At 62.4% G+C, this 22,826-nt stretch carries 17 protein-coding genes; 9 read left to right on the top strand and 8 right to left on the bottom strand.

What is annotated here, in order from left to right; translation table 11 throughout:
- Positions 1–2 precede the first annotated feature (2 nt).
- The 6 genes from ABIE16_RS16150 to ABIE16_RS16125 all read right to left on the bottom strand — a co-directional run bounded on the left by ABIE16_RS16150 (position 3) and on the right by ABIE16_RS16125 (position 6,360).
- On the bottom strand, positions 3–1,034 hold the full coding sequence (locus ABIE16_RS16150) for a polysaccharide biosynthesis/export family protein (RefSeq protein ID WP_090456394.1): 1,032 nt from the start codon (positions 1,032–1,034) through the stop codon (positions 3–5).
- Positions 1,035–1,056: 22 nt separating this feature from the next.
- Positions 1,057–1,704: a CpsD/CapB family tyrosine-protein kinase gene (locus ABIE16_RS16145; RefSeq protein ID WP_090456392.1), complete on the bottom strand. Its 648-nt coding sequence runs from the start codon at positions 1,702–1,704 to the stop codon at positions 1,057–1,059.
- Positions 1,705–2,451 carry a sugar transferase gene (locus ABIE16_RS16140; RefSeq protein ID WP_340313806.1) on the bottom strand — a complete coding sequence of 249 codons (747 nt, stop codon included), beginning with the start codon at positions 2,449–2,451 and terminating at the stop codon, positions 1,705–1,707.
- 44 nt (positions 2,452–2,495) lie between these two features.
- Entirely contained in the window at positions 2,496–3,500 is a 1,005-nt protein-coding gene (locus ABIE16_RS16135; protein WP_429521537.1) for an NAD-dependent epimerase, read from the bottom strand.
- On the bottom strand, positions 3,497–4,849 hold the full coding sequence (locus ABIE16_RS16130) for a UDP-glucose dehydrogenase family protein (RefSeq protein WP_429521536.1): 1,353 nt from the start codon (positions 4,847–4,849) through the stop codon (positions 3,497–3,499). Before ABIE16_RS16130 ends, ABIE16_RS16135 begins: the two co-directional genes overlap by 4 nt.
- 470 nt (positions 4,850–5,319) lie before the next feature.
- Positions 5,320–6,360 carry an AraC family transcriptional regulator ligand-binding domain-containing protein gene (locus ABIE16_RS16125; RefSeq protein WP_429521535.1) on the bottom strand — a complete coding sequence of 347 codons (1,041 nt, stop codon included), beginning with the start codon at positions 6,358–6,360 and terminating at the stop codon, positions 5,320–5,322.
- A gap of 71 nt (positions 6,361–6,431) precedes the next feature.
- On the opposite strand from ABIE16_RS16125, the gene ABIE16_RS16120 reads away from it, so the two are divergent.
- Positions 6,432–7,346, top strand: coding sequence for a LysR family transcriptional regulator (locus tag ABIE16_RS16120; RefSeq protein WP_090456383.1), 915 nt, complete (start codon positions 6,432–6,434; stop codon positions 7,344–7,346).
- Between the two features lie 117 nt (positions 7,347–7,463).
- Here ABIE16_RS16120 and ABIE16_RS16115 read toward each other — a convergent pair whose 3' ends face one another.
- The gene (locus ABIE16_RS16115; RefSeq protein WP_429521534.1) at positions 7,464–8,381 is read right to left on the bottom strand and encodes a LysR family transcriptional regulator; all 918 of its coding nucleotides are present in this window, start codon (positions 8,379–8,381) and stop codon (positions 7,464–7,466) included.
- 97 nt (positions 8,382–8,478) lie between these two features.
- Here ABIE16_RS16115 and ABIE16_RS16110 point away from each other — a divergent pair, with 97 nt between their 5' ends.
- The 5 genes from ABIE16_RS16110 to ABIE16_RS16090 all read left to right on the top strand — a co-directional run bounded on the left by ABIE16_RS16110 (position 8,479) and on the right by ABIE16_RS16090 (position 15,880).
- Complete coding sequence (locus tag ABIE16_RS16110) at positions 8,479–9,318, top strand: AraC family transcriptional regulator (RefSeq protein ID WP_090456379.1); 840 nt, start codon at positions 8,479–8,481, stop codon at positions 9,316–9,318.
- A gap of 499 nt (positions 9,319–9,817) precedes the next feature.
- Complete coding sequence (locus tag ABIE16_RS16105) at positions 9,818–11,644, top strand: DUF1302 domain-containing protein (protein ID WP_429521533.1); 1,827 nt, start codon at positions 9,818–9,820, stop codon at positions 11,642–11,644.
- Between the two features lie 11 nt (positions 11,645–11,655).
- Complete coding sequence (locus ABIE16_RS16100; RefSeq protein ID WP_429521532.1) at positions 11,656–12,993, top strand: DUF1329 domain-containing protein; 1,338 nt, start codon at positions 11,656–11,658, stop codon at positions 12,991–12,993.
- A gap of 155 nt (positions 12,994–13,148) precedes the next feature.
- Complete coding sequence (locus tag ABIE16_RS16095) at positions 13,149–14,498, top strand: DUF1254 domain-containing protein (RefSeq protein WP_429521531.1); 1,350 nt, start codon at positions 13,149–13,151, stop codon at positions 14,496–14,498.
- Positions 14,495–15,880, top strand: a complete 1,386-nt coding sequence (locus tag ABIE16_RS16090; protein ID WP_429521530.1) for a DUF1254 domain-containing protein — start codon at positions 14,495–14,497, stop codon at positions 15,878–15,880. Before ABIE16_RS16095 ends, ABIE16_RS16090 begins: the two co-directional genes overlap by 4 nt.
- A 532-nt stretch (positions 15,881–16,412) precedes the next feature.
- Here the strand turns inward: ABIE16_RS16090 and ABIE16_RS16085 are convergent.
- Positions 16,413–18,386, bottom strand: a complete 1,974-nt coding sequence (locus ABIE16_RS16085) for an alkyl/aryl-sulfatase (protein ID WP_429521529.1) — start codon at positions 18,384–18,386, stop codon at positions 16,413–16,415.
- 137 nt (positions 18,387–18,523) lie between these two features.
- Here ABIE16_RS16085 and ABIE16_RS16080 point away from each other — a divergent pair, with 137 nt between their 5' ends.
- The 3 genes from ABIE16_RS16080 to ABIE16_RS16070 are packed head-to-tail and all read left to right on the top strand — an operon-like array spanning position 18,524 to position 22,728.
- The gene (locus tag ABIE16_RS16080; protein ID WP_090456368.1) at positions 18,524–19,192 is read left to right on the top strand and encodes an ABC transporter ATP-binding protein; all 669 of its coding nucleotides are present in this window, start codon (positions 18,524–18,526) and stop codon (positions 19,190–19,192) included.
- A 1-nt stretch (position 19,193) separates the two neighbouring features.
- Entirely contained in the window at positions 19,194–21,665 is a 2,472-nt protein-coding gene (locus ABIE16_RS16075) for an ABC transporter permease (RefSeq protein ID WP_429521528.1), read from the top strand.
- Positions 21,655–22,728, top strand: a complete 1,074-nt coding sequence (locus ABIE16_RS16070) for a lipocalin-like domain-containing protein (protein ID WP_429521527.1) — start codon at positions 21,655–21,657, stop codon at positions 22,726–22,728. The genes ABIE16_RS16075 and ABIE16_RS16070 overlap by 11 nt, the downstream gene beginning before the upstream one ends.
- Positions 22,729–22,826 lie beyond the last annotated feature (98 nt).

Here is a 22,826-nt window from a genome sequence, read left to right as displayed (position 1 = left end):
AGTTAGTTGCTGTTGTCGTCTTTGTTGTCGACGCGGTAGCTGAAGCTGAGGCCCATGCCCTGGAACAACACGACGTCCGCCAGTTGCCGCGCGAGCTCACCGGCGCTGGCCAGTTTGGTCTTGGGCACGTACAGCATGTCGTCCGCTTGCAGGTAGGCGATCTGGGTGGCGTCGCCGGACAAGGCTTTTTCCACGTCGTAACGATGCGCGACCACCTGGTTGCCGTTGCGCCGCATGATCATCACCGAGTCCAGGCGTGCCTTGACGTTGGAACCGCGGGCCAAGGTCAGGGCTTCGAGCACCGACACCGGGCGGCGGATCGGGTAGGAGCCCGGCTGGCCGACTTCACCCAGTACATAGATTTCGTTGCCGGCGGTGGACTTGAGCAGCACGTCCACGGTCATGCGCCCCGGCAGGGTGGCGTAGCGTTTATTGAGGTAGGCCTCCAGCTGGTTGATGGTCATGCCTTGCAGCGGTACGGCACCGATTTCCGGGAAGCTGGCGTAGCCGTCGGTGCCCACGGTGATTTCCCGACTCATGCCGGTGCCGGGGTGGTTGAGCACGGACTTGAGGTTCCACTCATTGGCCAGCGGGCTCACTACCATCACTGACAGCTGATTGCGGTTGGGCTGGAACAGCTGTTTGCGATCGTAGGCGCGCTGAATCGCGTCCCGTGCTTCATCGCGGGTCAGGCCCTCGATTTTCACCGTGGTGTGGGCCCCCGGCAGTTCGATGGTGCCATCGGGCAGCACCAACTGGTTGCCGTTGAACTGGCTGGCGGCGGTGAAGTTCAGCGCGATCGTGTCCCCGGACTGCACGCGATAGGCGGCCGAGCCACTGGTGCTGATGTGGAAGATCACGTCCAGCACATCCTGTGGGCGCAGGGTCTGCTCAACCTTGGGCACGTCAGTGGCCTGGGCGTTCGCCGGTGGGGCCGTGAGGATTTGCACCGGCATGCCTTGGGATTCGTCGGAGGAAGTGCTGGAGCAACCTGCAAGGGGCAGCAAAAGCAGGACAAGCATCTTGGCGTTCATGGCGTCATCCTTGTCTGACTGCTCACAGGTTTCTGTACAGCCATTCGGGCATGTAGTACTTGCGTCGGTTGAACACGCTGCCGACCAGCTTCGCTCCCGCCTGGCTCAAGCGCTGGGCCGCGGCCTGGGCCACCTCCCAGCGGGTGTCTTCCGAGCGCACGACCAGGACCACGCCGTCCACCTGGGTGCTGATGACCAGGGTGTCGGAGGCCGAATACACCGCGTCGCCGTCGATCACCACGAAGCGGTACCGGATGCCGAGTTGATCGAGCAGCGGGCTCAGGCGCTCGGGTGTCAGGTGTTCGTTGCCACGGGAGTAGCGGCCGAATGGCAGAACGTGAAAGGGCAGGCTGGAGACGTCCACCACGCAGTCCTGCAACAAGGGCGGGCTCTGGGTGTTGAACAACAAGTCGCGAAACCCCCGTTCCTTGCTCAGCCCCAACTGTTGCGTGAGGTTGGTCGCCGACTGGCTGGCATCCACCAGCAGCACCAGGCCGCTGCTCATCTTCGCCAGTTGACTGGCCAGCGCCAGGGCACTGGTGGTGGTGCCTGCGCCGGGGTTGGCGGCGGTCAGGAAAAGGATCCGCAGGTTCTGGTCGAGCACGGTCGATGTCAGATTGGACTCGCTCGGGCTGGCAATGCTGAGGCTTTTAGCCGTTGAGCCGTCCATTCAACTCGCTCCCTGTCCGCTGAAAACTTTTAAAGGGGTTTTCAACAGAATCCTCAAATCAAGCAGCGGGCTCTGCTGGGAGATGTAGGTGAGATCCAACTCAACGCGCTGGTCGAAATCGATATTGCTGCGCCCGGAAATTTGCCACAGGCCGGTCATGCCGGGGTAGATGCTCAGGCGCACAAGGTGTTTGTTCTTGTAGCGGTAGGCATTGAACGAAGTCGGCCTGGGGCCTACCAGGCGCATGTCGCCGGTCACCACGTTGAACAGGTTCGGCAGCTCATCGAGACTGGTGCGCCGCAGGAAGCCGCCGATACCGGTGATGCGCGGGTCCTTGTCGATCTTGAAATCGATGGCGTCGGTGCCGTGCTTGTTCAGGTGCCGCAGGGACTCCTTGAGTTCCTCGGCGTTGGTGACCATGGTGCGGAATTTGTACATGCCGAACATGCGGCCGCGGTAACCGGTGCGCTTTTGCACGAACATCACCGGCCCCGGGCTGGTGAGTTTGATGGCCAGCGCCAGCCCCAGCAGCACCGGGGAAATCAGCACCAGGATCAGCAGCGCGCCGAAGCAGGCCAGGACGCGGTTGGTGCGCGACAGGGTCCATGGCCGGCCACCTTCGCGACCGGTTATCCAGCCACAACCCTGCATGTGGATCGCGGCATCCATGCGCATGCGCTGTTCGGGGTCCAGGCGCTTTTCTCTACGCAAATTGCCAAGTGGCACACTTTTTTCGTGTTCAGACATAAATTCTCCGCAGAGTTCAGCCGTGTGCGGTATGGGGGACGCAGTCAGTAGTAAGAGCGGAACCAGGCAACGAAGCGCCTCAGTCCCTCGTCCAGTTCGATACGCGGTTGGAAATCGGTAGCGCGGGCCAGCTCACTGGCATCGGCGCAGGTGTTGAGGACATCGCCGGGTTGCAGGGGCAGCAGTTCGATCCGGACTTTTTGCCCCATGTGTTTTTCCAGCAATGCCAGATAGTCCTTGAGCTCTACCGGGTGCTGGCCGCCGATGTTGAAAATCCGCCAGGGTGCCATGCTCGTGGCCGGGTCTGGCTGTTCGCGGTCCCATTGAGCGTTGGCTTGCGGTGGGCGGTCGATCAGGCGTGTGATGCTCTCGATAATGTCGTCGATGTAGGTGAAGTCCCGCTGGTGCTTGCCGTAGTTGAACAGCTTCAGTGGCCGTTCTTCGGCGATGGCCCGGGCGAACTGGATCGGCGACATGTCAGGCCGTCCCCAGGGGCCGTACACCGTGAAAAAGCGCAGCCCGGTGCAGGGAATACCGAACAGGTGGCTGTAACTGTGGGCCATCAATTCGTTGGACTTCTTGGTCGCGGCGTACAGCGACAGCGGATGATCCACACCATTGTGCACCGAGTACGGTGTGTGCTGGTTGGCGCCATACACCGAACTGGACGAAGCGTAGATCAAGTGTTTGACCGGGTGGTTGCGGCAGCTTTCGAGGATGTTCAGGAACCCGCTCAAGTTGCTGTCCAGGTAGGCCCGGGGATTTTCCAGGGAATAACGCACCCCGGCCTGGGCCGCGAGGTGTATCACGATCTCCGGTTTTTCCCTGGCAAACAGTGCCTCGATGGCCGGTGTATCGGCCAGGTCAACCATTGAGAGCGGGAAAGGGCGTGCCTGCTCCTGCACCCAACGCACGCGATCGTGCTTGAGTTGCGGATCGTAGTAGCTGTTGAAGTTGTCGAGGCCGAATACCTGGTGTCCATCGCGCAACAGTCGCAGCACGCAATGGGCACCAATGAAGCCGGCTGCTCCGGTGACGAGAATCTTCATGGACGGACGGCCTCGGGCGTGATGCGGCGCAAGCCGATGCCACTGTAATGCAGGCCGGCGGCCGCCACCTGTTCCGGGCTGTACAGGTTGCGTCCGTCCACGATCACCCGTTTTCGCAGTTTGCTCGCCAGCCTGTCGAAGTCGACCACGCGGAAGTTCTTCCACTCGGTGCAGATCACCAGGGCATCGGCGTCTTCGAGTGTGTCATCGCGGGTGGCGCACAGATGCAGGTCGTCGCGGTAGCCGTAAATACGCCGGCATTCGGACATGGCTTCCGGGTCGTAGGCTTGCACGCTCGCACCTTCGGCCCAGAGCGCCTCCATCAGATTGCGGCTCGGTGCTTCGCGCATGTCATCGGTGTTGGGTTTGAACGCCAGGCCCCACACGGCGATGGACTTGCCGGCCAGTCCACCGGGAAATTGCGCCTTGAGTTTGCTGAACAGGATATGCCGCTGGTGGTCGTTGACGTCGGTCACGCTACGCAGCAACTTCAGTGACATGCCGACGTGTTCGGCGGTGTGCAGCAGAGCGCGCAGGTCCTTGGGGAAGCAGGAACCGCCGAAGCCGCAACCGGGGTAGATGAAGTGGTAACCGATGCGCGGGTCCGAACCGATGCCTTTGCGCACGGCTTCGATATCTGCTCCCAGTAACTCGGTGAGGTTGGCCAGTTCGTTCATGAAACTGATGCGCGTGGCCAGCATCGCGTTCGCTGCGTACTTGGTCAACTCGGCGCTGCGGTTGTCCATGAACATCAATTTGTCGTGGTTGCGGCAGAACGGTGCGTAGAGCTCGCTCATCTGGCTGCGGGCTTCATCGTCAGCGGTACCGACGATGATCCGGTCCGGGCGCATGCAATCGGCCAGGGCACTGCCTTCCTTGAGAAACTCCGGGTTGGACACCACCCGTATCTTCAGCGAGCCTTTGCCGCTGCGCTGCAACTCTTCAATGGCAGTGGCACTGACCTGGTCCGCCGTGCCTACCGGCACCGTGGATTTGATGATCAGTGTGCGGTCGGCCTTCATGAAACTGGCAATCTGCCGGGCCACGCTCAGCACATGGCTGAGGTCGGCCGAACCGTCTTCGTCGGCGGGCGTACCAACGGCGATGAAGATCAGCTCGGCGTGCTCTACCGCATCGCTGGCCTGGGTGGTGAAGAGCAGGCGACCGGCCTTGATGTTTTCTTCAAGGGTGCCGCAAAGCCCCGGCTCACTGATCGGTGGCACGGCCTGTTGCAGTTGTCGGATCTTGTTCGGATCGATGTCGACACACAGGACGCGATGTCCGACATCGGCCAATGCAGCTGCTTGTATCAGGCCAACATAGCCCGTACCAAATACGCTCACGTCCATATCAGCGTGCCTCGTAAAACGGTGGAGAGTTGCAAAACAAGACTGTCAAAAGGGGGTATAGACCAGCCTCGGCAAACCGTGTCAGCGAACCAGTATGTTAAAGGGGCAAGACGCCCCCAAATGTGGGGCTATTGCCATCACTATTGGGTTTCACCCCTCCCGATTTTGACTGTTTGGCGAAAATCTCAAGAAAGCAACAACCTGCCGCAAGCCTTGAAATACAAGGGTTGTAGCTGCTTGGGGGGTGTCAGGTTTGAGCCACCGGTTTAATGACGAGTGTTCACCGCGTCTGACAGTTCTTACGCACAGATGGCGCAATGCGAATGTTAAAAAATGTCCAACAATCTATTGATCAAGTGCCTGTCGAGTCATAGCAAATTCAATGATGCTGACTTTGTCAGCCAGCCGCCTGTGAGCGGCTACGGGCGTTCATTCAATGGGCCGCCTAGGGTTCGCACGCGTGTGGTTTTTTATCGACCTTGCCGGGTTCGCCAGGCACCCGGTGCGCACCCCAGCCACCGCAGGCAGGCACGATTGAAGCTTTGCACATCGCTGTAGCCCAGGCGGTCGGAAATCTCCACCAGCTCCAGGTCCGTTCCCTGCAAAAAGTCTTCGGCCCGGTAGCGACGGTATTCGTCGAGCAACTCTGAAAAACTCCAGCCCAACGCCTTCAAGCGTCGGGCGGCGGTGCGCTCGAGCACGTGCTGGGTGGTACAGAATTGCTGCCAGTTGGCTTCGGCGAGGTTGCCGATCAAATGGTCGCAGACTTGCTCCAGCAAGGTCGGTTCGCTGTTGCGTCGGGTCTGCTCCAACAGCTCGATCAGCGTGTGTTCCAGTTCATGATTGCCCGGCGTCAACGGGATGACGAACAGCTGTGGATCGAGGCGGATCGAGTGCTGCGCCTGCCCCCATTGCACCGGTGCGCGAAAGGTTTGTTGATGTTCCTGCGCATTGGTCGTGCAAGCGCCGACCAGCCCGACGCCCAGAACCGGATCACGCTCCAGGCCGCTGGCGAGGAATTTGCGCCGCAACATGCTGCACAGGCTGATGAGTATGTAATCGGCGGTTGCCGCGCTGGTTTTCACACTGCCGCAATCGAGCAGGTGCAATTGGACGCTGTCGTCGCCGCGCACGATCCGCGCCTGGAAGTGCCCGTTGAAAAACGGAAAGAAACGCACGAAATACTGGCAGGCGCTGTCCAGTGAGTCGGCCACGTCGAACAGGTATGTCAGGCCATTGGTAGCGGTGGAAACGAAACGCCGGCCAGCCGCCAGGCCGATCAGCGGGTCGCCGGTCTGCTCCAGGGCAAACGCCCAGAAGCGCCGCGACATGAATAGCGGAATGCGCATGAATGGCGTGCGCAACTCGAACAGGCTGCGACGAAACAGGCCTTCGATACTGTCCCGGTCCACGCCACGGGCCAGCAACTCTTCGATGGCCGGCAGCAGGGTCGGCGCGTAGAACGCATTGGGTATCGATTGATCGCGCAGTGGCTGATCGCTTTTTGTCATGTAGGGCTCACAGCTTGTTCCGCAACACTGGTTAGGCTGCCCGACGTTAAGCGATTTGCCGGAGCAAGACCATGCTTGATTTACGCCAGCTCGATTTGAACCTGTTGCTTGCCTTCGATGCGATTTATCAGCAGCGCAGCGTCACCCGTGCGGCCGAGGTGATGTGCCTGTCGCAACCGGCCATGAGCAATGCGTTGCGTCGCCTGCGCGAGTTGTGCGGCGACCCGCTGTTCATCAAGAGTCGCCTGGGGGTGACGCCGACACTGGTCGCCCATCGTCTGGCCGACTACGTGCGTGCAGCGCTGGAGTCACTGCGCGATGGCTTGCGCATGATTCCCGCCGCGCGGCAGAACAATCCACTGCTGCGCATCAGTTGTCTGGATTGCCTGCAACCGGTGCTGCTCGATGCCTTGCTCGAGTCACCCCACGCCGATTGGCAGGTGCGTTATTTCCAGCCCCGGCGCCGCGACGCCTTGCAGGATCTGGCCAGCGGCAAGCTGGATATCCTGATCGACCTCGACCAACCGCTGGCCGGGCTTGCCGGCCTGCACAAACAGGCATTGCCCGCCGACCATTATGTGTTCGCCTATGGCGCCGCGCTCAAGGAGCCGCCGCGCACCCTGCAGGAGTATCTGGAGCAGCCGCAGATCCAGGTGTCGAGCCGCCGCGACGGGCTCAGCCCGGTGGACTTGCAGCTTGGCTTGAAAGGCCTGCGCCGGAATGTGGCGATGAGCACCCAAAGCACCCTGGCCGCGAAGCTGATCGCCGATCGCCAGCCGTTCGGCATCAGCCTGCCAAGCCGGGTCGCCAACGTGCTGGGCCTGCAACACGTGCCGCTGCCCCTGGACGAACCCGTGGAATTGAAACTGGCGCTGTACATCGAGTCGCGCTATCGCTTCGAGCGCAGCCGCGAGGAGGCGATGCACTGCCTGCTGCGCGCCCTCGGTGAGCCCCGGGCCTTGCAGTCGCTGGCGCGGCGTGCGTGATCTACCCCTGTAGGAGCGAGCTTGCTCGCGATGGAGTGTCATTCACCGCTGTGTCGACTGATACACCATCGCGAGCAAGCTCGCTCCTACAGGGATTTGTGTGTGTTTCAGATGCGCCTAGTTCGACGCCAGCAAACGTTGGTCGACCGTCAGCACAGCATCGACCATCGCCAGCGCGGCCGGTGTCAGGGAATGCCCGGCACGGCTGACGATGCCGTAATGCAATTGCAGGCCGGGATCCTCCTTGGGCACGTCGGTAAACTCCAGCAGCCGGATCAGGCCCTGGTCCACCAGTTCGGCCAAGGCCTCCATGGTGGCTATACCCACCGCATCGGAGCGCATCACCACGCGGCGGATCGCATCGAATTGCGCGCACTCCACGCTCGGGTTGAAGTCCGCCTCGCCCTGCACGTCGGCGAGGATCTTGCGGATCATCGGCGGTATTCGCGTGCCGACCACCGCGTAGTCGAGCAGGGCGCGCAGGGACAGGTTCTGCTGCTGCGCCAAGGGATGTCCGACACGGCAAAAGAACCGCCCACGTCGAGGGCGCAACAGCTGAACCTGGTATTGCGGGTCGCCAGTGAAGTACCGCGCGTCGGCCACGAGGAATTCGATCTGCTGTTCGCGAAGCCAGACCGCCAGTTGCTCCCAGTCGCCCTGGTGGAAGCTGATGCGGATCGCCGGGTGAGCCTGGATGAATTCCGCCAGCGCCTCGGGCACCAGCACCTGGGCCGGGTACGGGCCGCAGCCGAAGTGCAACTCGCCACCGGTCAGGCCGTTGTATTGCGTCAGTTCGTTTTGCAGGGCCTGGCTGCCGGCGAGCAGGCGCCGGGCATGTTGCAGTACCAGTTGACCCTGGCCAGTCAGACGGAATTCGCGGCTGCTGCGTTCTACCAGCGCGCAGTCGAGGTCGCGCTCCAGGGTCTGGATGCTGCGACTGAAGGCGGGTTGGCTGAGGTTGATCGCCTCGGCGGCACGGCCGAAGTTGCGGTAATCGGCCAAGGCGACAAGGTGGCGGAGTTGTCGTAGGTCCATCATGCGTCTCCTGCATTTGTCGGATACTTTTAATGCATTGGATCGATATCACAGGGGCTGGCATAAGTACACGCCTGTCTTCTCGCCGTAACCTGCCATGACCAGCCAACCGTTCATTTCCAGCGCCTTCACCCGTACCATTCTCAGCCATGCCCGGCAGTCCGGACTGTGCCAGGACCAACTGCTGCAACGGGCCGGCATCTGCCAGTCGTTGCTCGAAGGGCAGGACCTGCACGTGCCCGCGCACCTGGTCGAACGCCTGTGGAATGAATGCGAACGTGCGGGCGCCGGGGTGTCGTTTGGCTGCGAACTGGTCAATGGCATGGCGACTACCACGTTACGGGGTTTGAACATTCTGCTGGACTCCGCCGCGACCCTTCGCGCGAGCCTGGCGTGTTTCACTGATTTCCTGCCGCGGGTGACCAACTACGTAGTGGCGGAACTGGAGGAGGGTGACGGGCAGGCTCGCTTGCATTTGCGCAGTGTTGACCAGCCGCCGCATTTTTTTGGTCTCGATGCGGCGACCCTGACGTTGGTGCGCAACATCGCCCGACGTTTGGGGCGCGCGCCGGCCGAGGTGTTCGTCGCGGTCCACTTGACGCCGCAACAGGCTGCCGGGCAGTGGTTGCGTAGCATGGGTGTCGAGGTGCTGGAGGGTTCACATCCGTGTCTGAGCCTGCCAGCGGCCAGTCTCGATGAGCCTTTGCTGGGGGCCAATGGGTTTTTGCATCAGAGTATGTTGCGGCACTGGCAGACCGCTGCGGCGCAACACACCCGTAGCGATAGCCTGGAGTTGGCGCGGCACTGGTTGACGGCGGGGGATCAGCCGATTGAGCGGATTGCCGAGCGGTTGGGGTATCGGCAGCCGAGCAATTTCATTCGGGCGTTTCGCAAGCAGTTCGGGATTACGCCTAAGCAGTTTCGCCTTGGTTTGTAGTCCGGGGTATAGGGCTTTGGTGATGGAGTACATATCCGTTGATCCCTTCACGTCCCACGAGGCCTTCCGAGGGGGCGGGTGGATCAAGATCAAGAGCTGCAGGCGAGCTAACGCTCGGCCTGATGAGTGGTGAGAAGCGCGGGTGTACGCCGCTCTGCCTTTGCTCTTCTGTAGGAGCGAGCCTGCTTGCGAAGGCGGCCTCACAGTCGACCGAAATCTTGCGGATGTACTCAGTACCTGTGGGAGCGAGCTTGCTCGCGAAAAACGTCCAGACACCGCGTTCATTCAGACAACACGCGTTATCGTTGACGTCCTTCGCGAGCAAGCTCGCTCCCACAGGTGACCGCATCCGCAGAAACGGATATGTACGCCTTCAGAAATTAACCGAAGCCCCCCGCAGATACCCCCGATGATTATTTTTTGTCGGCCATCGCTTGCGTGTCGGGGCCGATAGTTGGGCACCGTGTCCGGGCTGAGCAAACCTGACCGGAGCCTAATAATGATAAAAAAACGCTCGGCCACAGCCGGAGTCCGCCAACGGCTTCACCGGCTTGGCCACACTCGCCCGCAACCCCTTGCGCTGGCGATTCTTGCCGTACTGACGGGGCCAACCTACGCCACCACATTTGACCTCAACGAAGACTGGAGCCTGTCGACCAAGACCAGCCTGAGCCTGGGCAGCAGCTGGTCGACGCAAAACCCTGACAAAAGCCTGATGACCCGCGCCAACGCCCTGCAGGCCCAGGGCGTAAATGCCAATGGCACCAGCGTCAGCGCCGACGACAACCGGCTGAACTTCAAGAAGGGCGACCCCATCTCGCAACTCTTCAAGGGGCTCACCGATATCAGTCTCGATGGCCAGGGTCAGGGCGCGTTCATTCGCTTCAAGTACTGGTACGACCATGCCTATGAAACCGGCAATGGCCGCTTCAAGGATTTCGACGATTCGGGCTGGGACGACCTGTCAAAATTCAAGGGCTTCGAGGTGCTCGATGCCTACGTCTGGAAAGACTTCCAGGTGGCCGAACATCCGCTGAACGTAAAGGTCGGTAACCAGGTGTTGTCCTGGGGCGAAGCGCTGCTGATCCAGAACGGCATCAACGTGATCAACCCGTTGGACATCTCGGCGTTCAACCGTCCCGGCGTGGAGATCAAGGAAGGCCAGTTGCCGGTGGAGATGGTCTCCTTCAGCTTCGGCCTGACAGACACCACCAACCTCGAAGGTTTCTACCAGTACAACTGGCGCCCCAGCGTTCTCGACGGTTGCGGCACCTTCTTCGCCAGCAGTGATGTGATCCAGCCGGGTTGCGGGCCGCTGTACCTGAGCCAGGTACAGACCGATCAACAGATGCAGGCCGCTGGTTTGTTCGCCACGTCCCGGGGCAACGAATCGCCGTCCGACAACGGCCAGTTCGGCTTCGCCTTGCGCCAGATGATCCCGGCGCTCAACGATGCGGAAGCGGCGATCTACTACATCAACTATCACTCGCGGTTGCCGTACTTCACCATTAACGCCAGGAACACCGCCTTGCCCGGTACCTTCCCCGGTGGTATCCAGGGGCCGAGCTATGCGGCGGCCTTCCCGGAAAACATTCGCCTGTACGGCATCAGCCTCAACGGCGTCGAGCCTGTCACCGGGATTTCCCTGGCCGGTGAGTTGAGCTACCGGCCGAACATGCCGATCGCGATCAACGCGCCCGACGTCAACGTTGCGGTGATTTCCGGACCGGGGGGCAGTTCCTGGTTGCAGTTGCCGCCCGGCTTCAGCACCACCAATGGCAGCCAGTTCGATGCGTGGGAGCGCAAGGGCGTCTGGCAGTTGACCGGTTCGGCCACCCAGGCCATCGACAACGTGCTGGGCGCCACGCGCCTGAGCCTGTTCGGTGAGGCCGGTGTCGTGCACATCGACGATCTGGGGGACGAGCGCCTGGGCCGTAACGCCGCGTTCGGCCGCAGCGCCCCGCGCAACGGCACGCTGTGCAACACGGTGGCTTCAGGTGTGACCAACCAATACTGCACCGACAAGGGCTTTGCCACCGATTGGTCGTGGGGGTATCGCCTGCGCGCCAGCCTCGAATACAGCGATGTGTTGCCAGGCATCAACCTGATTCCGGCCGTCAACTGGCGGCATGACGTCTCGGGCTATTCCTACGATCCGCAAGGGCCGTTCCAGGAAGGCCAGCAAGCGCTGGGCGTGAGCCTGACCGGCGTCTACATGAACGACTACAGCGTGGAACTGGCCTACAACACGTTCTTCGGTTCCAACGACTACAGCACCCTCGACGACCGCGATTTTGCATCCGTCAGCTTCAAGGCAGACTTCTAAGGAGAACCGTTATGCGTATGCAATTGTGCGTGCTGGCCCTGGCCTGCACCGTCGGCCTGGCCCAGGCCAAAGGCACCGATTCGGTGGCACTGGGCAAGACCCTGACCCCCATGGGCTCGGAAATGGCGGCCAATGCCGACGGCAGCATTCCGGCCTGGACCGGTGGTCTGGCGAGCAACGCCGGCACCGTCGACAGCAAGGGCGGCTACAGCGATCCGTATGCCGCCGAGAAGCCGTTGCTCACCGTCACCGCGCAGAACCTGACGCAATACCAGAAGTTTCTCAGCCCCGGGCAAATCGCGTTGTTCAAGCGTTTTCCCGACACCTACAAGATGAACATCTACCCGAGCCATCGCAGCGCCAACCTGCCCAAGGAGGTACTGGCGGCCAGTCGTGAGAACGTCGCCAAGACCAGCATGGCCGACGGCGGCAACGGCTTGCACGACTATGCCAGGGGCATTCCGTTTCCGTTGCCCACCGAAGGCCTGGAGGTGATGTGGAACCACATGACCCGTTATCGCGGCGGCAGTTACGAGCGCATCAGCAGCGCCGCGCTGGTGCGTGAAAATGGCGCCACCAGCTACGTGCGCAACCAGTCTTTGATCAACTTTGCCGACACCGTGGGCGGGCTGGAACCGGGCTCGAACATCCTGTTCATGTTCAAGAGCCGGGTGCTGGAACCGGCGCGTCTGTCCGGTGAGGCGGTGCTCGTGCACGAGCCGATTGACCAGGTCGCCGAGCCGCGTTCGGCCTGGCAGTACCTGCCGGGGCAACGTCGCGTGCGCCGTGCGCCGATGATCGCCTACGACAACAGCGCCCGTTACAGCAACGGCCTGATCACCGCCGACAACATCGATGGCTACAACGGCGCGCCGGACCGTTTCGACTGGAAACTGGTGGGTAAGCAAGAGTTGTTCATCCCTTACAACAGCTACAAGATCGGCAGCCGCGACCTCAAGTACGACACCGTGATCAAGCCCAACCACGTCAATCAGGATCTGGCCCGCTACGAGAAGCACCGCGTGTGGGTGGTCGAAGCGACCCTCAAGCCCGGTGCCCGGCACATCTACGCCAAACGTCGCTTCTATGTGGACGAAGACAGCTGGCAGATCGCCCAGTCGGACCAGTACGACAGTCGCGGTGAACTGTGGCGCAGCGGTGAACTGCACGCGATCCAGCAGTACGACCACGGCTTCACCTACAACGTGCTGGAAACCTCCTATGACCTGATCTCCGGACGCTACTACGCCGGCGGCCTGGCCAACGAAGAGACCGAGCCGATGCGCGTGGGCTTCGCCGCCAAGACCGACGACTACACCCCGTCGGACCTGCGGCGTTGGGCCAAGTAAACCGGGAGGCACCGTAAATCCCTTGTGGGAGCGAGCTTGCTCGCGATGGCGGCGTGTCAGACGACATCAATGTTGGATGTTCCGGCTTCATCGCGAGCAAGCTCGCTCCCACAGGGATCAGTGTGTGTTGATATTTATCTACCAGGAAATCTGCCATGCGCTACTGGATATCCGCTCTGGCCCTGGGCGCGAGCCTGGGTACTGTTCACGCCGCAACCCTCGACCAACAGCAAGCCAAAGACCTGGCGCAGGAGGCCTACGTGTTCGCCTACGCCACCGTCGAACACGACAAAGTGCTCAGCGCCATCGCCGCGAAACTGCCGTTCAACCGTCTCTACAGCGAACCGCGCCTGCTCGGCCCGCAAGACAACAAAGTGGTGTCGCCCAACAACGACACTTTCTATTCCCGTGCCTTGCTGGACTTGCGCAGCGAACCTGTGGTGCTCGACGTACCGGCCGTGCAAGGTCGCTACTACAGTTTCCAGCTGGTGGACATGCGCACCGACAACCTCGACTACATCGGCACTCGCGCCACGGGTGACAAGGCGGGGCGCTACCTGATTGTCGGGCCGGACTGGAAGGGGCCCGCGCCTTCGGGGTTCAGCGCGGTGATTCGCTCACCGAGCCGGCTGGTCTTCCTGTTGGGACGGACCGAGGTCAAGGGCGAAGCGGATCAGAAAGACGCCGCGCAAGTGCTGAGGGGCTACGCCTTGCAACCGCTGTCCAAAGTCAATGGCAGCGCGCCCCCTGAACCCCTGGCACCGCTGCAACTGCCAGCGTACACGGACACCAGGCACGGGCCGGCGCAGGTGTTGTTCAGCACCTTCAACGCGCTGGCCCCCTTGCATCAATGGACCGCCAGCGAACAAAAGAAACTGGTCCGTTTCGCCGCCATCGGGGTGAAGCCGGGGGCCGGATTCCAGGCCCCGGCGGACTTGAACGAAGCCGTCGCACAGGGCGCCGAAGCCGGTCGCGAACAGGTCCGCGCAGCCTCCAGCCGACTATCGGTGGAACAGCAGGGCTGGTTGCCGTCGCCGCCCAACGTCGGCAAGTTTGGTGACGATGACCTGACCCGTGCCGCAGTCGCCTGGCGCTACATCTACGCCAACGATGCGGTGGAAGCGCTGTACCCGATGGCGTTGCACGATGCAAAGGGGCAGGAACTCAATGGCCAACACGCCTATCGCCTGCATTTTCCCGCCGGGCAATTGCCGCCGGTGAATGCGTTCTGGTCGCTGACCCTGTATGACGGCAAAACCCAGTTGCTGGTGGCCAACCCGATCCAGCGTTACGCCCTGGGCGACCGCAGCCCTGGTCTACAATACGATGCCGACGGCGGCTTGACCCTGATCCTGCAAGCCGATGCGCCCAAGGCTGCGCCGCAGGGCAACTGGCTGCCGACGCCGCAAGGTCCGTTCAACCTGCTGTTGCGCCTGTACCTGCCCAAGGGCGGGGCATTGGACGGGAGTTATCAGTTGCCGACGATTGCGAGGATCGAATCATGAACCTGATTTTCAGTCGCCGCCGGTTGCTGGGCGGCATGGGGGTATTGGGAGCAAGCCTGATGTTTCCACGCCGGCTGCTGGCCGGTGATTCCGATGACCCTCGGCAGATTGCCAAAGAGGCGTGGATTTACGCGTACCCCATGCTCATGCATTACCAGACCATGGAAAAACAGGCGCTCAACCCGGCCGCGCCGGAGTACGTCGGCGGCTTCAACCGCTTTCGTCATTACAGCGAGTTGTTTACCCCGAACAACCGCGACATCGTCACGCCGAACAACGACACGCCGTACTCCTGGGCGTGGCTTGACCTGCGCAGCGAGCCGCAGGTGTTGAGCGTGCCGGCCGTGCCTGACGACCGCTATTACGTGCTTCAACTGGTCGACCAGTACACCCACAACTTTGCTTATGTCGGCGTGCTCAGCACCGGTCGCGATGCGGGGAATTACCTGATCGCCGGACCCCACTGGCAAGGCCCGACACCGGACGGCGTCAAGGCTGTGCTGCGCAGTGAAACCGAAATCGTCATGGTGCTTGGGAGAACGGGCCTGAAAAACGCCGGGGACCTGCCGGCGGTGCGTGCCTTGCAGCAGCAATACGGTTTGCGTTCGTTGCATGAATACATCGGCAGTGCGCCGCCTGTGCCTGCGCCAGCCATTGACTGGCGCCCCTGGGACAGCAAGACCGGGTTGGGGCTGGAGTTTATCCCGGCGCTGAACCAGATCCTCAGCCTGTGCCCCACGCAACCGTCCGAACAAGCCTTGCGCGCGCGGTTTGCACGGATCGGCATCGTGCCCGGCCAGGGTTTCGACCCGGCGACGTTGCCGCCAGCAACGCGCCAGGCACTGCTCGCGGGGATTCAAGAGGCCCAGGCGCAACTGCAAATCGCGGTGAGCCAGGTACGCACCACCCTCGGGCTGTTCGGCACTCGCGAAGCGCTGAACGGCAATTACCTCAACCGCGCTGTCGCGGCGAATGTCGGCATCTACGGCAACAGCGTGGAAGAGGCCTTCTACACCGGCACTCGTCTGGATAATCAGGGGCAACCCTTGCAGGGTGGGCGAAGCTATCGCCTGCGTTTCGCAGCGGGTCAATTGCCGCCGGCCAGCGAGTTCTGGTCGCTGACGCTGTATGACTTGCCGGACCGGCAACTGGTGGCCAACCCGATCAATCGCTACTGCCTGAGCAGTCGGGATCAGTTGCAAGAAGATGCGGACGGCGGGTTGACGTTGATCCTGCAGAATGTCGCTCCGCCGGAGCAGAGCAACTGGTTGCCGACGCCTGCAAGCGGAGCGTTCACCCTGGTCCTGCGCCTGTATGGACCCGGGCAGCAGGTGGTCAATCAGCGCTGGAAAATGCCGGTGGTTGAAGTGGTGTCTGCCTGAACCGCATCGCGAGCAAGCTCGCTCCCACAGAGGATCTGTGTCGTTCACAAATGCTGTGAACAACCCGGCCCCCTGTGGGAGCGAGCTTGCTCGCGATGGCGACCTGACAGTCAATCAGGTACTCACAGACGAACGAACCCGGCAAACAGGCCGGCCGGTAGGCCGCCTCGGGTTAGCCGCCCCCGGCCATGGATGGCCGATGGCGGCGGGCCCACGGAGCAGGACCGGAGCGAGGGCATGCCGAGCCTAGGCGAGGCACCGAACGTCAGGGGCAAGAGCCCTTGGTTACTTGGGGCCGGGCGGCGCTCCGCTTTTCCAAGTGACCCGCCGTAAGGGCGGAACCCTGAGTGGCCGTGACCGCAGCAAGGGATATGTACACCCACAAAACAATCATCGCCTGACACAAAGCCATCGCGAGCAAGCTCGCTCCCACAGGGGATCGGGTTGTTCACAGCATTTGTGAATGGCACAGATCCAGTGTGGGAGCGAGCCTGCTCGCGATGAAGGCGACGCGGTTTCCCGCGTCATCCGGTCAAGGCGTGACAATATTGAACTGCGGCGCAAACGTATCGAGGCTGCTCATCAACTCCCCAAGCTTCTTGCCATTGCCTTGCAACTTGATCAGACCTTTCTGGATTGCCGTCGGAATATCCAGTTGCTTGAGGCTGATCTGTTCCAGGGTGGCCTTGCTCATGGTCACGCTGGCATCCGCCTGAGCATTGAGCCCTGCACGGTGGGTCAGCACGCCATTGCGCAGGGTCAGGTTGAAGTCCTTGCTCAGGTCATCGAAGGTCCAGTTCAGGGTCAGGTCATGGCCTACGGCCTTTTCACTGTCCAGGCGCACCGCCAGGAAGTCGAAGAACATCTGCGGGCTCATCGCCCGCACCATGTCCACCGATACCGAAGTGCCCGCATGGGGTGGCACGCCGTTGCGCAGCTCCATGGCACCGGTCAGGTACATGTTGCGCCAGGTGGCGTTTTCACTTTGATAGCCCATTTGCTCCAACGCCTGGGCCTGGACTTTGCGGGCGTCGCCGTTGTCCGGGTTGGCGAACAGCACCTGATTGCCCAGTTGCGCGGCCCAGCGGTATTCACCCTTGGCCATCGCCGCCTGCATTTTCTCAAGCACTGCCGCTTCGCCGCCCATGGCCTCGACCGAACGCTTGGCCGTTTCTACCGGCGGCAGCGGATTGAGGTTGGCCGGGTTACCGTCATAGAAACCCATGTAGCGCTGATACACCGCCCGGGTGTTGAAACTCAGTGAGCCGTAGTAGCCACGGGTGTACCACTTCTGGTCGAGGTTGCCGGGCAGTTTCTTGATTGAATCGGCGATTTCCAGCGGCGTCAGGCCCTGGTTCAGCAGGTGCAGGGTGCGGTCATTGAGGAAGGCGTACATGTCGCGCTGGTCGGCGAGGAAGGTGCGGATGCGTTCGCCACCCCAGGTCGGCCAGTTGTGCTGGGCGAACAACACGTCGCTCTTGTCGCCGTAACGCGCCAGGCTGGCGTCGAGGTACTCGGCCCAGGCCTTGGCGTCACGCACTTGCGCGCCGCGGGGGGTAAGGATGTTGTGCATCATTTGCGTGGCGTTTTCCGCCATGCACAAGGCGCGCAATTGCGGCAGGTACAGGTTCATCTCTGCCGGCGCCTCGGTGCCCGGGGTCAACTGGAACTCTACCTCGAGACCGGCGATGGTGCGGGTTTGCAGTTCCTTGTCGATCAGGTCGGTGGGCGGGATCAGGGTGACAGTGCCGCCGCTCGGTGTGCTCTTGCCCAGGCCGGCGTCGACCTGGCCTTTTTCGCCACGGGGCAGCAGGCTGCCGAACTGGAACTGTGCGCGGCGGCTCATGGCATTGCCGGCGTAGACGTTCTCGCTCATCACGTGTTCCATGAACCCGGTGGGGGCGAACACCTTGACCTTGCCGGCCTTGACGTCGGCTTCGTCGATGACCCCGCGCACGCCACCGAAGTGGTCGACGTGGGTGTGGCTGTAGATCACCGCCACCACCGGTTTGCGCGGACGGTTCTGGTAGTACAGGTCCAGTGCCGCCTTGGCGGTTTCGGCCATGGTCAGCGGGTCGATGATGATCAGCCCGTCGTCGCCTTCGATGATGGTCATGTTGGCCAGGTCGAGGCCGCGTACCTGATACAGCCGTGGGCTGACTTCGAACAATCCGGCATGGGCGCTGAGTTGGGCCAGGCGCCAGAGGCTCGGGTTGACCGACTCCGGGGCCTGGTCTTTGGCGAGGAAGTCATAGGCCTGGATATCCCAGATGACCTTGCCCGAGGCGTCCTTGACCTGGCCCTTGAACGGCGCGATCAGACCCTTGGTGACCGACTCGTAGTCGGTGCGGTCGGTGAAGGGCAGTTGTTGCAGCACGGCGGTGTTACTGGCCGTGGTTTGCGGGCTGGCTGCGACCGGTTCATCGGCGGCGACCACCGATTGCGCAAGGCAGGCAGTGATCAGGCAAGCGAGCAGCCCACGAGGGCTCAAGGTGAAACGAGGCATGGCGTCTCCGTTTTTTATCGTTATGGTTAGACCAGCTTCGAGGGTAGGGCGGGGCGCGGGCGGGGCGATCATCAGCAACGGACAAAAAACATTCAGGACCGCTATCCTTGAGCCACGCCTATCCAGCAGGTTGAGCCATGCTTGAAGTCCATGGTGTTTTCAAAAGCTACGCCACACCGCAGGGGCCGCTGCCGGTGCTGCAAGGCGTCGACCTGACGCTCAGGCCCGGCAGCAGCCTGGCGCTGATGGGCGAGTCGGGCAGTGGCAAAAGCACCTTGCTGCACCTGATCGCCGGGCTGGACAAGGTCGATCGCGGCAGCATCCGCAGTGGCGCGCATCGCCTGGAACAGATGAATGAAGGGCAACTGGCAAACTGGCGCCGTACGGAAATCGGCCTGGTGTTCCAGCAGTTCAACCTGATCGGCAGCCTGCGGGTCGAAGACAACCTGGCGATTCAGGCGCGGCTGGCGGGGCGTCATGACCCACGCTGGCAGGCGCACCTGGTGCGACGCCTGGGCCTGGGCGAGCTGCTGCGGCGCTACCCCGAGCAGCTGTCCGGCGGCCAGCAGCAACGGGTCGCGCTGGGCCGGGCGCTGGCGTCGCGTCCGCCATTGTTGCTGGCCGACGAGCCCACCGGCAGCCTCGATGAAACCACCGGTGCCGAGGTGTTGCAGTTGCTGCTGGAATTGCTCGACGACAGCCCCACCAGCCTGTTGATGGTCACCCACAGCCCCGGCGTCGCGGCACGGCTGGCGGAAAAAGCCCTGCTGTGCGGCGGTCGCCTGGCCGCTGCGGGCGAGCGCTGACATGCGCATCTTTGGCGAAACCCTGCGCGCACTGCTCAGCCACTGGCGGCAGCATCCGGTGCAGTTTTTCAGTGTGCTGACCGGGTTGTGGCTGGCCACCAGTCTGTTGACCGGCGTCCAGGCACTCAACAGCCAGGCCCGCGACAGCTATGCCCGCGCCAGTCAATTGATCGGTGGCGAACCTCAGGCCAGCCTCGGTGCGCCCGGTGGCGGCACGTTCCCCCAGCAATGGTTTATCGATCTGCGACGCGCGGGGTGGCCGGTGTCACCGGTGCTGCAAGGCCGGGTCACGCTCAAGGGGCACGAAGAGCAGCGCTTGCAGTTGATGGGCATCGAGCCGGTGTCGCTGCCGGCGGGCGCAGCGGTGGCCGGGCAGGCCTTGGCGATTGAACAGGTGGTCGGCTTTTTCAGTCCGCCGGGCAGCACCTGGATATCGTCGCAGACCTTGCAGGCAATGGGTTTGCGCGAGGGTGACCGGCCACTGAACCTGGCGGGCGTGGCCCTGCCGCCGCTGCATGTGCAGGCCGATATGGCGCCCGGCGTGCTGCTGGTGGACATCGGTTTTGCCCAGCAGATTCTTGGGTTGCCGCAGCAACTGTCGCGGCTGCTGTTACCGAAGGATTTCACCGCGCCGTTGCCGGAGCCGTTCAAGGGCCAGTTGCAACTCAAGCGCGCCGGCGAAGAAAACAATCTGAGGCGCCTGACCGAAAGCTTTCACCTGAACCTCGATGCCCTGGGGGTGCTGTCGTTCGTGGTCGGCCTGTTTATCGTGCACGCCGCCATCGGGCTGGCGCTGGAGCAACGGCGAAGCTTGCTCCGAACCCTGCGTGCCTGCGGTGTGAGTGCGCGGATGCTGATGGCCTGTCTTGCCGTCGAATTGGGTGGATTGGCCCTGATCGGTGGTGTGGCCGGGGTGGTCAGCGGCTACCTGCTGGCCGGCGTGCTGTTACCCGATGTCGCTGCCAGCCTGCGTGGCTTGTATGGCGCCGAAGTGGCGGGGCAGTTGAGCCTTGGTCTGTCGTGGTGGTTCAGTGGTATCGGCTTGAGTCTGATCGGCGCGCTGCTGGCCGGGGCCAACAGCCTGCTGCGGGCGGCGCGTCTGCCGTTGCTGGCGCTGGCCGATCCGCAGGCCTGGCATCAAGCCCATGCACGCTGGTTGCGACGCCAGGGTTGGGTGGCGGCCATGGCCGGGATGACCGCGTTGCTGGCGTTGATCTTCGGCCACAGCCTGATCAGTGGCTTCGTGTTGATGGCCGCGCTGTTGATCGGTGCCGCGCTGGCCTTGCCGGTGGTGCTCAGCGCGCTGCTCAGTCTCGTTTCGCAGCGCAGTCGCTCGGTGCTCGGCCAGTGGTTTGTTGCCGATTGCCGCCAGCAACTGCCGGCGTTGAGCCTGGCCTTGATGGCGCTGCTGTTGGCCATGGCGGCGAACATTGGTGCCGGCAGCATGACAGCAGGGTTTCGCCAGACCTTCAGCAATTGGCTCGAACAACGGTTGACGGCCGAGCTTTACCTCAATCCACAGAACCCGGCCCAGGCTCGGGACCTGCACAGCTGGCTCAACCAGCAGCCGCAACTGGTGGCCGTGCTGCCCAACTGGCAGGTTTCGATTCAATTGCAGGGCTGGCCGACGGACCTGTCCGGGATCATCGACCATCCGACCTATCGCCAGCACTGGCCACTGCTCGAAGCCTTGGGCGACAACCCTTGGGAGCGACTGGCCAAGGACGATGCGGTGATGCTCAGCGAACAACTGGCCCGGCGCCTGCGAGTGCAACTGGGCGATCACCTGACGCTGCCAACGCCCACCGGCCCGTGGTCGCCACGGATCGTCGGGATCTACGCCGACTACGGCAATCCCAAGGGCCACATTCTGGTGAACATCCGCCACCTGTTGCGCGGCTGGCCGCAACTGACTCCGAACCGCTTCAACCTGCGCATCGAGCCGGCGTCGATCCCGGTGTTCGTCACGGCATTGCAGGCGCGATTTGCCCTGGACGACAGCCGCATCGTCGATCAGGCGCGGCTCAAGGGCTGGTCCACGCAAGTCTTCGAGCGCACCTTCGCTGCCACCGCCGCACTCAACAGCCTGACACTGTGCGTGGCGGGGGTGGCGCTGTTCATCAGCCTGTTGACCCAAAGCCAGAGCCGTCTCGGGCAACTGGCGCCATTGTGGGCGTTGGGCGTGACGCGTCGGCATTTGATGTTGCTCAACCTCGGGCAAACCTGGCTGCTGGCGATATTGACCCTGGTGCTGGCGTTGCCGCTGGGCATCGCCCTGGCGTGGTGCCTGGACGCGGTGATCAACGTGCAGGCCTTTGGCTGGCGACTGCCGTTGCGAGTGTTTCCATTGCAACTGTTGCAATTGATGGGGCTGGCGCTGGTGGCGACGTTACTGGCCTCGGCCTGGCCGTTGTACCGTTTGTACCGCACGCAACCGGCGGACCTGCTGCGGACGTTTGCCCATGAAGATTAAAGCCGGCGTGTTGCTCCTGGCGCTGCTGGCAAGCGGTTGCGATCAACCGGCACCGGTGGAAAAAGGCTTTGCCGGGTTGGGCAACCAGGCCGCTGCGTTCACCCCGGTGGTGCCCGGTCGGGTGTTCAGCTTCCCGGCGGATCACGGCCCGCACGACGGCTTTCGCATCGAATGGTGGTATGTCACGGCCAACCTGAAGGACGATCAGGGGCATGAGTTTGGCGCGCAATGGACCTTGTTCCGCAGTGCCTTGAAAGCCACCCCCGAGGTGCTGGGCTGGCAGAATCAGACGATCTGGCTCGGCCACGCGGCAGTGACATCGGCGACGGCGCATCACGCGGCCGAACGTTATGCCCGTGGCGGCGTCGGTCAAGCTGGTGTCAGCGTCGCGCCGTTCAACGCGTGGATCGACGACTGGCAATTGAGTAGCCAGGCGACTGCCGACGACCCGTTGGCCGACCTGCAGCTCAGTGCCAGCGACCGGCGTTTCAGCTACCGGCTGCGGTTGACTTCGACAGGTCCGCTGGTGCTTCAGGGGGACCGGGGCTTCAGCCAGAAATCCGAACAGGGTCAGGCCTCTTATTACTACAGCCAGCCGTTTTTCCAGGCCAGCGGCACCCTGGACATCGACGGCAAGACCTTTCGGGTCAGTGGCCCGGCCTGGCTCGACCGGGAATGGAGCAGTCAGCCCCTGACGAGCAACCAGACCGGTTGGGACTGGATCTCCCTGCATCTGGACAGCGGCGAGCAGGTGATGCTGTATCGCATGCGGCAAAAGGACGGTGAGCCTTACCTCACCGGCACCTGGATCGACGCCCGGGGCCAGACACAATTGCTGCACGCCCGCGACATCAGTCTCACGCCGCAAGACACCGCCCGGGTTGCCGGGCGTGAGATGCCCATTCGCTGGTCGATCAAAATCCCTGCAAGACACCTCGATATAACCATTGCCGCGCTCAATCCCCAGGCCTGGATGGACTTGCGCATTCCGTACTGGGAAGGCCCGGTGCGGCTCAGTGGCAGCCATGCAGGGCAAGGCTATCTGGAAATGACCGGGTACTAGGCGCTCGTGTCAGGAAAATCACCGCTGCGGCGCGACCACTCGCTGAACAGCGTCTATGCTCACTCGCACACATGGCGTTGAGCCCGGTTTCAACGCCG

This window comes from Pseudomonas sp. 2725 (genome assembly GCF_050434585.1).
Classification (GTDB): Bacteria; Pseudomonadota; Gammaproteobacteria; order Pseudomonadales; family Pseudomonadaceae; genus Aquipseudomonas; species Aquipseudomonas jessenii.
The sequence above is the reverse complement of the archived record's forward strand: the minus strand, read 5'-3'. Positions and strand labels throughout refer to the sequence as shown.